The sequence below is a fragment of the Vibrio misgurnus genome, from assembly GCF_029635775.1.
In the GTDB taxonomy this organism is placed as follows: Bacteria; Pseudomonadota; Gammaproteobacteria; order Enterobacterales; family Vibrionaceae; genus Vibrio; species Vibrio chanodichtyis.
This window is the reverse complement of sequence record NZ_CP113241.1, coordinates 1,608,887-1,621,840: the sequence shown is the minus strand read 5'-3', so window position 1 is coordinate 1,621,840 and position 12,954 is coordinate 1,608,887. Positions and strand designations below refer to the sequence as shown.

Here is a 12,954-nt window from a genome sequence, read left to right as displayed (position 1 = left end):
CATTGAACCAAAGCTTACTATTTAATAGCCTTCGCTGTATTGTTACCTTTTTCATTCTTTACGAGTTTTCTCTACTATTTCTGCTCAATCCCAACGTGGCAGCTATCAGTGCATTTTTCCCTGCTCCAGCGTTTATCGTAGCGTTAACCTTTACGCAAGGATTGCGGTTTTTCCCGATCATTTTTCTCGCTGCCGTCTTTGCTAGTTTTTCAGACAAGCCACCATGGGATTTAACCTTATTTAATTGGCTCCATATCACACGCCAGACCCTGATATATGCTCTTGCTGGTTATGGACTAAAAAGGCTGCTTGCTGCATCTGAGCTGAAATTTTCCGATGTTGATGCCGTTTGGCGGTTTATTGTGATGGGGCTGTTAGCAACCGCTTGTTCTGGCGTTATTGCTTCAGCCTTGTTCTACACGTTTGGCTTCACTCCTTTCAGCAGGTTGCACAATATCTTTATCTCTTTTATGGTGGGAGACTTAACTGGGCTACTCATGTTCACGCCTGTTGCATTTGCGCTGGAGAAACTAATTCAGAGCCCCACCCCTCTTCAAACAGCGAAAGAACACCTAAAGAAAATCACTCCGAGTCAGATAGCAAGTGTGACTCTGGCGACACTGTTGAGCTTGGCTATTTTTGTTGTGGTCATCGTTGAACCCAATTGGTCATACTTCCATTATCTAGTGCTCATCCCTATCGCACTGGTCTCAGTTAAACATGGCGTAAAAGCGGGCATATTCTCTGCGTTTTCTGTCAATATTTTATCCGCTACAATATATAATCTCTTTAATGCTCAGGTTTACAGCATTATTGAAATTCAAATGCTCTATGCCGTTATGGCATTAATTACGCTTTTACTTGGTTCGTATCGCGATAATCAAATAGCCGTGAATGAACGATTGCGGGATAATCAATTGATGTTGGCAAATCTAATGCAGAAGTCATCGCTCAGCGAATTAAGCTCAACCATTGCCCATGAGGTGGCCTCTCCATTACAAGCGGCACTAATGAACAGTCAAATGTCGATGCAATTGCTTCAAAGTGACCAACAGATAAACCGTGGCCTTTTGCTTGAGTTGAATCAAGATGTCGAGTTTGCACTGAATAAAGCTGTTCAAATCCACCGCTGCATTTATAAAGGTATTGGCGAAGGCAAATCTTTTCACATCGAAACTGTTGCTGTTCACCAGTGCCTTAACGATGCACAGCGTCTACTCAGTGAAACCATCATTAAACACAATGTCCAAATCTTCGAGCAACCTGATGTGAGCCTCATGTCTGTCAACGTGGACAAACTTGCCCTTACTCAGGTATTGGTTAATTTGATAAAGAATGCCATTCAAGCTAACGCCACAGATATCACATTCCATACTGTTAGTTCTGCTCATAACGTAGTCATTGATATCCATAACAACGGTGATCAGATTGAAAGTGATGTACGTGCCAAGATTTTCCAAACACTCTTCTCGACCAAAAAAGAGGGTATGGGTTTAGGGCTCTCTATTTGTAAAACAATGCTGGAAGGGTTTGGCGGTCATATCGAACTGCTTGATGATAACAAGCAATCTTCTCAGTATTCCGGCACAACGTTCCGAATATCGTTGCCTAAAGTGGAGGCCGGCCAATGACCGTATTTGTCGTAGATGATGACCTACAAATTAGAAAAGCCATGTCGCGTTGGTTTGCCCTCAATAACTTAAAGGGAGAATGCTATTCATCTGCTGAAGCGTTCCTGAACCAAGTAAGACCTAACTTTTTACCTGCCTGCATCATTCTAGACTTACGGATGGGAGGGATGAGTGGTTTAGAGTTACAGCGTCATCTGAAAGAATTGATGCCACATTGGCCGATCATTTTTCTGAGTGGACACGGACAAGTGCATGTTGCGGTTGAAGCCCTGAAACAAGGGGCGATGGATTTCCTCGAAAAACCTGTGGATAGCGACTCATTATCGAAGGTAGTCACCGCTGCACTCGAACGTAGCAAATGTTTGGTCTCCTTAGCGCAAAGCAGATCCAAACTCACTGAAAGGGAGTGTGAAATCCTTGATCTCTTGGCATTCGGCTTTTCTTCCAAAGATGTTGCGTCAAAACTCGGTATTTCGGTGAAAACCGTCGAATATCATCGTTACAACATCAAGTCAAAAATCGAATTGAGTTCCTATAAACGAAGCGTTTTGGCCGTTCGTTAAACTAAACAATTAGTTGGAAGATTCGCAATATTTAAGTTAATCCATTTTGCTAAATTAGAAAAAGCACTAACACGAAATTGTCTAAAACTTTATTAAACGTATGATCATCCATTTTCTAATGCACAGGATTATCTACGGGCATTGGCGATGATACAGTCCACTCTTTGGCATCAAAAACCATCAGCAACATAGTCAACTCTCTCCTCATTTCATTAAACTCAGCAAATATTCACACGCTGCTTTGGGATCGTCTGCATGACAGATTGCTGATAGCAGTGCTAAGCCGTGTACACCGGTTGTAGTTAGGGCTGGAATATTGCTTTGGTTGATGCCACCGATCGCGACGATGGGGAGGGTGGTTGTGTTGAGCGCCATCTTCAATCCATTGATACCCCAGTGTTTTTTAGTATTGGTTTTGCTTGGCGTGGCATAGATGGCGCTTAAGCCGATGTAATCAATCGGCAGGGCGTCGGCTTGTGCAAGCTGTTGTTCATTTTCAATCGATAAACCTAGGATTTTATTGGGGCCAATCAGCTGACGTGCGATGTGCGCTGGCATGTCCGATTGGCCGAGGTGTACGCCATCAGCATCGACCGCCAGCGCGACATCCACTCGGTCGTTGATGATCATCGGTACATTGGTGCCTTGGAGGATCTGTTTTACCGCGATGGCTCGCGTGATAAAAGCACGCACATCACCATGTTTTTCTCGAACTTGCACCATAGTGACCCCTCCTTGTACCGCTTTGCTGACCACCCACTTGAGGGTGTCTAAATCTTGTTGGTCATCGGTGACTAAATACAGACGATAGGCATTCATGGGATTTCCTCACTGCCACCAACCCTTGCGATGAGTTGGGGCATTTTTCAGTTGCTCGTTTTTTGGGTTTTAATTACTTGAATTTTCAATAATTTGTAGCTTGAGTCGCTTAGTTAATGTTTGGTCATCAAGTCGATATAACTCGTCAAGTAAAGTGAATTGTAAGCTGCCGGGGCCACGTGCTTGCTCTGCGGCGATTTCACCGGCTACGCCCAGTACTGCGGCGGCAGCCAAACCGGTGTGATCGCCCACTGCCGCAAAGGCACCCGTGAGTGCGGTTAGGGTACAACCCATTCCGGTGACGTATGGCATCATCGGATGACCATTGTGCAGGCTTACGATGCGAGATGGGGTGACGATGTAATCGGTCTCGCCAGAAATGACTACGTTTGCGCCATAGTTGGCGACGAGGAACTGAGCGGCTCCTAAGGCAGCATCACTACAGTCTAGGGCATCGACCCCTTTACTGTGTGCTGGCTGACCGGCGAGCGCAATAATTTCTGAGGCGTTACCACGAATGATCAGTCGATCCGCCAAGCGCGCAATCTGGCGCGAGGTTTCGGTTCTCAAGCCACTAGCGCCACAGCCGACAGGATCAAGCACGACGACTTTATGCTTGGCATTCGCTTGTTGTACCGCGAACCGCATGCGTGGTGTCCAAACACTATCGAGCGTGCCAATGTTGATCACGAGCGCTCCAGCCAAGGCGATCATTTCTGCCATCTCTTGTTGTGAGTGGGCCATGATTGGCGATGCGCCGATTGCCAGCAGAGCGTTGGCCGTGTTGTTCATCACCACGTAGTTAGTGATGTTAACCACCAGCGGTTTTTGTTGGCGTACTGCGTTTAACGTTTGAGTGATTTGTTCAATTAACATGTCGATTTTCCCTATTTGCCTTGTTTCGCGTTCAAGCCTTGTTGCCAGAAAGCCACTTCCATGCGTGTTGCGGTTTTGAATACCTCAATCAGATTTTGACCGCGTTGGCTATTGAGGTCGATTTCCGCTAATAGCTGGTTAAAGTGTTGTGTGCCTTTTTCAACCCCAGCCTGGAATTCTGCTCCACCATAGAGAGTGATCCAACTTGCATAAGGATTACCGACGATAACGGTATTTTTATCGTTGATCAGCATTTTGCCGATAGTCGCATAACCGATAGAGCAAGGGGCTAATGCCGTGTACAGGTCAAGCAAATCACCGCTCATGCCCGCATCCAACACATAGCGGGTATAGGCGATGGTGCCAACATCTTCCGGCTCATGTTCCAGATCGGACTCGGTGAGTCCCCACTGCGCACAGTAAGTGACGTGATGAGTAATTTCTGACTCTAGCAGCGCCTGAACACTTGGCAATGCCCGGCGCATGTCATGCAATGTGCGAGCTTTATAAATCGCTAACGCGTAAGCGCGAGCATATTGTTTGAGAAATAAGAAATCCTGTTTGAGATAGTGCAGAAAACAGGGCTGAGCCAGTGTTGCTTGGGCTAATTGTTGCACGAAAAGGTGTTCGGTATATTGCTGCCAATCTTGACGGCATGCGTTGATTAAATCTTGGTATTGCATAGGGGATAACCTCGGGATCAGTCAAAATTAGGTAGGTAATCTTTCGCTTGTGGGCGTGTTGTAATGATGTTTTGCGAGTACATGAACTCGGCATACTCGTCATAGCGTTTTAGATCAATCGCGGCTGGACGAAGTGCGAAACGGGTCAAGGTGTCATTCCAAGCACGTTGGTTGAGTGGGTTGTTGAGCGTGTCTGGTGAGTAAGCGACAAATGTGGCCCAAGAGGATTGCGGATGGTTGATGATGTACATGGTGGCTCGTTCAAGCGCTTTGTTGAAGGCGGTGATCGCTTGCTTGTCGTAAGTTTTGGCATTTGCGACAAACACCAGTTCATCATATGCCGGTACGCCATATTCTTCAGGGAAGAACGCTTTGGCTTGGTAACCTTCTAACGCGAGTTGGTTCATTTCGAAGTTACGCAGTCCACCCCAAATCGCATCCACTTTGCCTGAGGCTAAAGATGAAGAGAGCGCCCAGCCGACATTGATGATTTGCACCTCGGACAGCTTGATATTGTCTTGGGCCAGCATAGTGCCGATGGTCGCTTCTTCATTGCTTGCGATCGCAATCCCAATTTTCTTGCCTTTGAGATCGGCAAGGCTGTTATTTTTGCCGTTGTCGAGCACCATCATGGTATTGAGTGGTGTCGCGATCAGTGTCGCGGAGCGGATCAATGGCAGGCCCGCGGCCACGTCAATGATCAGGTTTGGCTGGTATGATATCGCCAGATCAATTTTACCTGCCGCGACCAGTTTAGGCGGCATACTGGGATCGGCTGGTTCTTGAATATTGACCTTCAAACCTTGCTCTTGGAAGTAACCAAGCTGCTGAGCCACAATGATCGGGCCGTGATTGGGGTTCACGAACCAATCTAACATCAACGTCAGCTCTTTTTGTGCCGCGAGGGTGTGAGTGGCGATAAGCGAAGCCAGCAGAGCCGTAGCGCGAATAAGTCTGTTTCTGTTCATAGAGGGGATCCTTTGCGTTATCTTGATTGGTTTTGCCAAGGTATGGCTTTTTTCAATAATCTGTCCGTGATGAAATAGAGTGCGATGGAGAGCACGGCAAGGATAAACAGCGCGGCAAACATCTCGTCGATCATCATCCGTGCGTTGGCTTGCAGCATCAGATAACCCAAGCCAGCACTGGATCCAACCCACTCTCCGACGACCGCACCGATAGGAGCGATCACCACCGCAACCCGAATGCCAGAGGCCAAGGTGGGTAGTGCCGCCGGTAATTGAATGTGCCACAGTAGTTGCCATTTCGAAGCGCCCATGGTTTTGGCCAGATCGAGGTATCCAGTTGGGGTATTGCGTAAACCGTCATAACAACAGGTGGTCACTGGAAAGAAGATGATGATCGCGGCCATCACCACTTTGGAGGCAATGCCATAGCCAAGCCACAGCATCAGAATGGGCGCGATGGCAAACACCGGAATGGCTTGGCTGGCGATCAGTATCGGCAGTAGCCAACGTTTTAGTGGTTCGTACAGCAACATTTGTAGCGCGAACAGCAATCCCATAGACAAACCGAGCCCTAGACCGAGCAAGATTTCCTGTGCGGTGACCCAAGTGTGTGCAAGTAACACGGGGTAGCGAGCGAGTAGCCGCTGTAACACATCCAGTGGTGCTGGCAAAATAAAGCTCGGTATATTGAAGGCCATGACCACCAGTTGCCACAGGCCTAAGATGACTGCGGTCGTGATCACTAGGCGTAGAATTGGATCGCTGACGGGCTGTGGTTGAGTGATCGATAGCGAGGCTGCGGGGTATTGAGTTATATCACGCATAATCTTGCTCCAACTGATCTAAGATCGCCTGTTGTAAAGTGGCGCAGGCACCATCAAACAAGCGAGGAGGGCGAGTGTCGGGCAGCGCTAGAGGCTTAGCTTGGGCGGGGGAGCCTTGCAGTACATACAACTGATCAGCCAGCCGCACCGCTTCTTGTGGATCATGAGTGATCAGCACCACCGTTTTATTTTTGAGTAGCGTGGCAGATAAGGTTTGCAACTTATGCCGCGTTACGGCATCGAGTGCCGAGAAAGGCTCATCCATCAAAACCAAAGGCTTGTTTTGCATCAGAGTGCGGGCCAGTGCTACGCGCTGCCGCATTCCTCCAGAAAGCTGGGCGGGTTTGGCATCGGCATAGTCCGCTAAGCCAACTTGCTCAAGCAAGTGAATCGCTGGTTGTTTTTCCGCTGCGGGATTGGAGTGCGAGCCAGAAAAGCGTGCACTTAAGCGAACGTTGTCCAGTACATTGAGCCACGGCAACAACAAATCCTGTTGTGCCATATAGGCGATCCGCTCGCGCAGGGGTAATCCGTCGCTGGTTGTTAACTGACCTTGCCAAACCACCTGCTGATCTAACAAGCCAGCCAGATAGCGTAACAGCGTAGTTTTTCCGCAGCCGCTGCGCCCCAATAACACCGTCCACTGACCAGCAGGAATGGTCATGCTCATTCTTGCTAATGTCGCCGTCTGGCTGTCTTGGTATCTCAGACTGGCATCACTAAGCTCAATCCCTATTGCTTTAACGCACATCCTGGTGCCCTGCAAAGAAGTGGTGTACCGGGCCGTGACCTTTACCCACCTGCAGCTCATCGGCATGAGCGATCGCTTGAGAGATGTATTGCTTAGCGAGATGAACCGCTTGGCTAAGGTGATGGCCTTGTGCAAGATAAGAAGCCATCGCCGCCGAAAGGGTACAGCCTGTACCATGAGTGTTGTTGGTGGGGTAACGTTGTGCCCTGATCAGTTCGGCACTATTTGGCGTGATCAGCAGATCATTACTATTTTGATCGTGCTCCAGATGGCCGCCTTTTAACAACACCGCTTTAGCGCCAAGCGCGCGAAGGTCATCCATCATCGCCTGCATTTCTGCTTCCGATTGCGGTACTGATTTTCCGGTTAGTGTCGCGCCTTCAACAAGATTGGGGGTGATGATGTCTGCAAGCGGGATGAGCCGTTGTTTCAATGTGCTGATCGCGGATTGCTCCAGTAAGAGATCACCGCTGGTGGCAACCATAACAGGGTCAATCACCAGATGTTTAGGTTGGTATTGTTGAATTTTATGCGCCACAACGTTGATGATATTGGCATCCGCCAGCATACCGATTTTTACCGCCACGATATTGAGATCGGTAAAGACAGCATCGAGTTGACTGGCTACATGTTCAAGCGGGATCGGAAAAATGGCTGACACGCCTTGGGTATTTTGTGAGGTGATGGCGGTAATCACCGAGCATGCAAAACTGCCCGTCGCCGAGATGGCTTTTATGTCGGCTTGAATGCCTGCCCCGCCACCACTGTCTGAGCCTGCGATGGTTAATACAATAGGAATGGCTGAGGATCGGGTCTGGTGAGAACAAAACGGTGATGGTGCTGTCATGGTCGCTCCTATAGCAAGACGTATAGGAACTGACTTTGCTGGCTGAGAGCGATCAGATTTCGGATCGGCTTTCCCCGCCGGAGAAATGAGGCATAAGGCAAAGTACTTATAGTTCCCTACGTCAGTACGAACTGAATCAGGTTCAACGGGTCTCGAATTTCGATCTCAGCCGACGTTTATCACGTGGCCCCCCGACTATTTGCCAAGGATAATAACAGGACGTTTAAGCAAGCGATACGTTTTTTGAGTGTTGATGTGAGTGGTAAGGATGATGAGTTGTAGTCAGTGTCAAATATAGTGCGGGATAAGATATGCCCAATGCTTCCGTTATTTATCCCCTTCCTACTTGAAGTTGCAGCGGTGTTGGCTATGTTCGCTCACCCCAATCACATAGTTTTCCTATGCGCATGGGGACTCACTCACTTGCCGTCTGCCTGCAACTCCAAGTTGTTTGGGTATAGCACGCCGCGAATTTTGCTTATATCCGCTTCACATTCTGCATGACATTTGCTTAGGAAAGTGAGAGCGCTTGAGTATGATGTTACACGCAACATTCCCCTATGTTTAATGTGGGAAATGATAATAAGTCGCTCAGATGGCGGAACAATGGCTTGATGTAAGGCCACTCGCTTGCTTTTGGCGCTACAAAATCTGCTGCAACACGCTGGCTGAAGGGGTAACGTATGATCCAAATTGTCATAGATGGTAAATATCGTATCGTTGAGGCAGGGCAAACCGTTCTGCAAGCGGCCAAAGTGTGTGGAGTTGAGATCCCGTCGCTGTGTGGTCTGAATCGCTCAGCAGAGAAAATTGCCTGTGATTTGTGTGTGGTTGAAGTGGAAAGTGGCGGTATTCGCCGCGCTTGTGAGCTTGAGGTTTACAATGGCCTCAGCGTAAAAACCCAATCTGCCGCCCTTTCGCTACAGCGTAAACAGGCACTTAACCGCATTATGCGTGACCACTATGCAGACTGTGAAGCGCCGTGCAAAACGGCGTGTCCTGCCGGTGTCGATATTCAAGCGTATCTTTATCATATCTCGCAAAACGACCATCAAAAAGCGATTGAAGTCATCAAACGCACCTTGCCGATGCCATTGTCGATTGGTCGCGTCTGCCCTGCATTTTGTGAAGCAGAATGTCGCCGATCGCTGGTGGATAATCCGCTGGCGATTCGCCAATTGAAGCGCCATGCTGCGGATGCCGACCTTGCCGCGCAACAGGCTTACACGCCAGAGAAAAAAGCCGACAAATCCAAGCGCATCGCGATTGTCGGTAGTGGCCCTAGCGGCTTAACCGCCGGTTATTACCTGACTAATGAAGGCTATCAAGTGGATGTATTTGAGGCGATGCCTCAAGCGGGCGGATGGCTGCGCTACGGCATTCCAGAATACAGGTTACCGAAAAGCATTCTTGATCAAGAGATCGCGTTGATGTGCCGTAACGGTATGGTGATTCATACCGATAAAAAACTTGGCCGAGACATCACGTTATCGCAATTAAGTCACGACTATGATGCGTTATGCCTAGCCATCGGAGCCTCACAAGCGGTAGCCATGCACTACCCAGGCAGTGATCTTGCCGGTTGTTATTTGGGGGTAGATTATCTAAAAGACTTTGTCACCGAGCAACGGTTTACCACGGGTAAGAAAGTTGCGGTGATCGGTGGCGGCAATACGGCGATTGATTGTGCACGCACCGCGGTACGCACTGGGGCTGACACCACTCTTATCTATCGTCGTACCCGCGCTGAAATGCCTGCTGCAGAGTATGAAATTGAAGAAGCTGAGCATGAAGGGGTGAAGTTTCTGTTCTTAACCAACCCGCTAGAAAATATCGCCGATCAGTACGGGCGAGTTAGCGCGGTCAAGTTGGAAAAAATGGCCCTTGGTGCTGCGGATGCCTCAGGGCGTCGCCGTCCTGAAGCGACGGGAGAATATTTCACGGAATCGTTTGATACTGTGATTGCCGCAGTTTCTCAGCAAGCAGATTTGAGTTTTATGCAAGGTGAAGCATTAACAATTCCACTCACGCGTTGGAATACGGCGGATGCCAACCCACAAACCATGCACACCGGAACCGGTAATATTTTCAGCATTGGCGATTTTCGTCGTGGGCCGGCAACCGCAGTAGAAGCGGTCGCTGATGGTCGTCTTGCTGCACAAGCGATAGATCGTTTCTTTGACGGTGATATGGACAACATTCCCGTGACGCCTTTTAACTCTCGCAAAGAGAAGAAGCTGCAGCAGGTTGATCCCTACCATTTTGCCCATATTCAAAAAGTGGCTCGCACAATAATGCCAGAGCTCACATCCGTACAGCGTGAACAGTGCTTTGCAGAGGTAGAGCTCGGTTTTGATCATACTCAAGCGATGGCCGAAGCGGCGCGTTGCTTAGAGTGTGGCTGCCAAGTCAATACATCGTGTAACTTGCGCGATTACGCGACAGAGTATGGTGCAACGCAACACTTTGACCATTCGGTGAATATTAACAGTGATGCTGAATGGCAAGAGCTCCGTCGCAGCGATCCGCGCCATAAATATGCTGTCGATCGCAGTTCACAGTTTATTGTGTTTGACGCCAACCGCTGTATTAGTTGTGGTCAATGCATTCAAGCCTGTCAAGAGCAGTCTGTGCAAGGCGTGCTGAGCTTTATGCAGCTTGAACATGGTCGTCCTGTGCTGCGCCCTGATTGCCGTCCGAATTTTGGTGGTCAAGGGGTGATGATGGGCGATTCTCGTTGTGTGCAATGTGGTGCTTGTGTACAAGCATGCCCTGTTGGGGCGATGACCGATGCGCGTGATCGCTCACAAGGCCGCGTAACACCTTTGAAGAAAGTGACGACCATTTGTACTTACTGTGGTGTGGGGTGTAAGTTGACTATGCATGTCGACCAAGCGGCAAACCGAATTCGTTATGTTGAAGGAGCACACTCGCCAGTCAATCAAGGCATGTTGTGTGTGAAAGGCCGGTACGGTTTTGACTTTATCACCAGCAAAGAGCGCCTTACCACCCCATTGATCCGCAAAGATGGTGAGTTGCAACCGGCCAGTTGGCAACAAGCCATTACCTTGATTGCGGATAAATTCCGTACTATCAAACAAGATTTCGGTGGTCGCTCATTGGCTGGTTTCTCTTCGGCGAAAACCACCAATGAGGACAACTACGCTTTTCAAAAATTTATGCGTCGTGAGTTGGGGACCAATAACGTAGATCATTGTGCTAGGCTTTGCCACGCATCGACCGTTACCGGATTAGAAGCCTCGCTCGGTAGTGGGGCGATGACCAACGATATTCCCAGCATCAAACACTCAGATGTTATCTTTATCATTGGCTCTGATACCTCAGCGGCGCATCCGGTGATCGCCTCTCACATCAAACAAGCGGTTCGTCATCATGGTGCGCGTTTAATTGTGGCAGATCCGAAACGTATCGCGATGGCCGATCATGCCGAACTTTATTTGGCACATCGTCCGGGTACCGATGTAATGTTGATCAATGGTGTGATGCAGCAAATCATCAAAAATGGTTGGTACGATAGCGAGTATATTGAAGAGCGGGTTGATGGTTTTGATACCATGTTGCAATTGGTAATGTCGCCTGCTTATGCCTTAGATAAAGTCGAGCTGGTTACGGGCGTAAAAGCGGATGATATCTTTGCGATGGCGCGGATGATAGGCACCGCAAAGCGCACCGCCGTATATTACTCCATGGGTATCACGCAACATACTACCGGACATGATAACGTTCGCTCGATCGCCAATCTGCAACTACTGTGTGGCAATATCGGGATTGAAGGCGGAGGTATCAATCCATTACGTGGTCAGTCTAACGTGCAGGGCGCTTGTGATATGGGAGCGCTGCCTAATACTTACCCTGGTTATCAAAAAGTGTATAACCCCTTGGTGCGTGAAAAATTTGCCAGTGCATGGAATGCACCGCATCTCTCGGCGGAACCCGGTTTAACCCTGACCGAAATCATTGATGGCGCATGTCGCCGTGAAGTGCGCGCGTTGTATGTGATGGGTGAAAATCCGGTACTGAGCGATCCTAATCAGGCACATGTGATTGCAGGTTTACAAGCGCTGGATTTCTTAGTGGTGCAAGATATTTTTCTCACCGAAACCGCGCAATACGCGGATGTGGTGTTGCCCTCCTATTCGTTTGCTGAAAAATCCGGTCATTTCACCAATACTGAGCGTCGTGTTCAGCGTATTTATCCTGCGCTGAATCCACCGGGTGAAGCGAAAGAGGATTGGCGCATTATTCAAGACATTGCCAATGCGATGGGTAGTGATTGGCACTATCGTTCGGTAGCTGACATTACCAATGAAATCTCGCGGGTCACGCCACAATATGCTGGCCTCAATTGGGACAATATTCCCTATGATGGCGTACAGTGGCCGAGTAGTAAAAATAATCCTGCTGGAACACGCATCATGCATCAAACCCAATTTACACGTGGCAAAGGACAGATGGAGGCGATCCCATTTCGCTATGCCGCTGAACTGCCGGATCAAGAGTTTCCAATGGTGCTGACCACCGGGCGAGTGTTAGAGCAATTTCACACGGGTACCATGACACGTAAAACTCCAGGTTTAAACAAGCTTGCCGGTCCACGAGCGATGATCAGTGTGCAAGATGCGCAGACGCTTGGAATTGGCAACGGTGATATGCTCAAAGTTTCTACCCGTCGTGGTGAAATTGAAATCGCTGCCTTTGTCACCAAGCGAATGCAAGCTGGAGTGGTGTTTATTCCATTCCATTTTGTCGAATCGCCTGTCAATCGTCTGACCACTACGGCAACCGATCTTCATGCCAAGATCCCAGAGTTTAAAGTCGCTGCGGTGCGAGTGGAAAAGCTGTAGCCGTCATATAGCCTTCCCACTTGAAGCTGCAGCGGTGTTGGTTTCGTTCACCCCAATCACATAGTTTGCCTATGCGCATGGGGACTCACTCACTTGCCGCCTACCTGCAACTCGAAGTTGTTTGGGT

10 protein-coding genes and 1 riboswitch are annotated in these 12,954 nt (G+C 48.9%); of the genes, 3 read left to right on the top strand and 7 right to left on the bottom strand.

Annotated features, from left to right (window positions below; translation table 11 throughout):
- Positions 1-2: 2 nt before the first annotated feature.
- Entirely contained in the window at positions 3-1,631 is a 1,629-nt protein-coding gene (locus tag OOK74_RS07495; protein ID WP_274721305.1) for an ATP-binding protein, read from the top strand.
- Entirely contained in the window at positions 1,628-2,194 is a 567-nt protein-coding gene (locus tag OOK74_RS07490) for a response regulator transcription factor (protein ID WP_278182510.1), read from the top strand. The genes OOK74_RS07495 and OOK74_RS07490 overlap by 4 nt, the downstream gene beginning before the upstream one ends.
- Positions 2,195-2,398: 204 nt before the next feature.
- Here the strand turns inward: OOK74_RS07490 and thiE are convergent, their stop codons facing one another.
- The 7 genes from thiE to thiD form a co-directional block, all read right to left on the bottom strand.
- A complete protein-coding gene (gene thiE, locus OOK74_RS07485) occupies positions 2,399-3,013 on the bottom strand; it encodes a thiamine phosphate synthase (protein ID WP_274721307.1) in 615 nt (204 codons plus the stop codon).
- A gap of 69 nt (positions 3,014-3,082) precedes the next feature.
- A complete protein-coding gene (gene thiM, locus OOK74_RS07480; protein ID WP_274721308.1) occupies positions 3,083-3,889 on the bottom strand; it encodes a hydroxyethylthiazole kinase in 807 nt (268 codons plus the stop codon).
- Positions 3,890-3,900: 11 nt separating this feature from the next.
- Positions 3,901-4,572: a TenA family protein gene (locus OOK74_RS07475; RefSeq protein WP_274721309.1), complete on the bottom strand. Its 672-nt coding sequence runs from the start codon at positions 4,570-4,572 to the stop codon at positions 3,901-3,903.
- Positions 4,573-4,589: 17 nt separating this feature from the next.
- Positions 4,590-5,540, bottom strand: coding sequence for an ABC transporter substrate-binding protein (locus OOK74_RS07470; protein WP_274721310.1), 951 nt, complete (start codon positions 5,538-5,540; stop codon positions 4,590-4,592).
- A 17-nt stretch (positions 5,541-5,557) separates the two neighbouring features.
- Complete coding sequence (locus OOK74_RS07465) at positions 5,558-6,364, bottom strand: ABC transporter permease (protein ID WP_274721311.1); 807 nt, start codon at positions 6,362-6,364, stop codon at positions 5,558-5,560.
- The gene (locus OOK74_RS07460; RefSeq protein ID WP_274721312.1) at positions 6,357-7,115 is read right to left on the bottom strand and encodes an ABC transporter ATP-binding protein; all 759 of its coding nucleotides are present in this window, start codon (positions 7,113-7,115) and stop codon (positions 6,357-6,359) included. Before OOK74_RS07460 ends, OOK74_RS07465 begins: the two co-directional genes overlap by 8 nt.
- The gene (thiD, locus tag OOK74_RS07455; RefSeq protein WP_274721313.1) at positions 7,105-7,962 is read right to left on the bottom strand and encodes a bifunctional hydroxymethylpyrimidine kinase/phosphomethylpyrimidine kinase; all 858 of its coding nucleotides are present in this window, start codon (positions 7,960-7,962) and stop codon (positions 7,105-7,107) included. The genes OOK74_RS07460 and thiD overlap by 11 nt, the downstream gene beginning before the upstream one ends.
- A gap of 96 nt (positions 7,963-8,058) precedes the next feature.
- Positions 8,059-8,166, bottom strand: a riboswitch (TPP riboswitch).
- Between the two features lie 479 nt (positions 8,167-8,645).
- On the opposite strand from thiD, the gene fdhF reads away from it, so the two are divergent.
- On the top strand, positions 8,646-12,827 hold the full coding sequence (gene fdhF, locus OOK74_RS07450; RefSeq protein ID WP_278182509.1) for a formate dehydrogenase subunit alpha: 4,182 nt from the start codon (positions 8,646-8,648) through the stop codon (positions 12,825-12,827).
- The last annotated feature ends 127 nt before the right edge of the window (positions 12,828-12,954 follow it).

Excerpts from the sequence above, each read along its gene's own strand:
- OOK74_RS07490 (WP_278182510.1), top strand. The coding sequence starts at position 1,628 with ATGACCGTATTTGTCGTAGATGATGACCTACAAATTAGAAAAGCCATG.
- thiE (WP_274721307.1), bottom strand. The coding sequence starts at position 3,013 with ATGAATGCCTATCGTCTGTATTTAGTCACCGATGACCAACAAGATTTA.
- thiM (WP_274721308.1), bottom strand. The coding sequence starts at position 3,889 with ATGTTAATTGAACAAATCACTCAAACGTTAAACGCAGTACGCCAACAA.
- OOK74_RS07475 (WP_274721309.1), bottom strand. The coding sequence starts at position 4,572 with ATGCAATACCAAGATTTAATCAACGCATGCCGTCAAGATTGGCAGCAA.
- OOK74_RS07470 (WP_274721310.1), bottom strand. The coding sequence starts at position 5,540 with ATGAACAGAAACAGACTTATTCGCGCTACGGCTCTGCTGGCTTCGCTT.
- OOK74_RS07465 (WP_274721311.1), bottom strand. The coding sequence starts at position 6,364 with ATGCGTGATATAACTCAATACCCCGCAGCCTCGCTATCGATCACTCAA.
- OOK74_RS07460 (WP_274721312.1), bottom strand. The coding sequence starts at position 7,115 with ATGTGCGTTAAAGCAATAGGGATTGAGCTTAGTGATGCCAGTCTGAGA.
- thiD (WP_274721313.1), bottom strand. The coding sequence starts at position 7,962 with ATGACAGCACCATCACCGTTTTGTTCTCACCAGACCCGATCCTCAGCC.
- fdhF (WP_278182509.1), top strand. The coding sequence starts at position 8,646 with ATGATCCAAATTGTCATAGATGGTAAATATCGTATCGTTGAGGCAGGG.